An 846-nucleotide genomic window follows, 5' to 3' on the forward strand; every position below is an offset into this window, starting at 1 on the left:
AAGTCTATTGCAAGCCAAGCGGGTATCAGCACGTTAGTCACGACGACATTTTGGGGTCAGTATCAGTGGACATTGATGCAAAAATTGTTGTCTGAGCACAATACTTGGTTGGAGAATAATCAGCGCACGCAAGAAATTATTACCGTGCCAGAGGTGGCAGTACTGACTGGCTCGGTGATGCAGTGGCGCCTGTTCGGTTACTTTACCTATTATCAAACGCAGATTATGACGGACGATAAGCATCCGCTCTATCCGTTGCTATTAGCTTTAATAGACGATGAGGCTGATCGCAGTCAGCAAGATGTTCGGCTATGGTCGCTTGCGACTGATTTTTCGCGAGTATTTGGTCGCTATCTGAATCACCGTGAGGAATGGTTGACCTTATGGTCTGAAGGTAAAGCGCTAGACGTGGAGACGTTGGTTGCTGAAAAGGATAAGCTGACGTTAGAGTTTGATAAATACGCTGGCATGACACCTGAATGGTTAGTTGCGCATTATGTAGAGCTAGAGGCGGCGCAGCGACATCTATGGCGGTTATTATTTGCCTCTGTATATGAGCATCGCTCTTCTATTGAGCGCCGGTTTTGGGAGGTTATGACAAAGGATAGCAGTGAGACAGGCGTCGATATTAAGTCGATCTTGCCGACTCAATTGCATATTTTTACGATTCAGCAATTGCCGCAAAACGAGCTAGATTTTTTACAGCGCTTGTCAAAACATCTCGATATTACCTTGTTGCATTACAATCCATCGCAGCTTTTTTGGGCAGATATCGTCGATAAGCAATGGCTACAGCGCCAACAGGTAATTAATCCTGAAAGTGTGTTTTTGCGTGATTACGGGCAT

1 protein-coding gene is annotated in these 846 nt (G+C 45.4%); it reads left to right on the plus strand.

All coding sequences use genetic code 11. The features are described 5' to 3' along the window. On the plus strand, positions 1-846 hold an 846-nt coding region (locus ACS8FD_RS18625), incomplete at both ends, for an exodeoxyribonuclease V subunit gamma (protein ID WP_439276938.1).

This window comes from Psychrobacter sp. 1U2 (assembly GCF_051847575.1).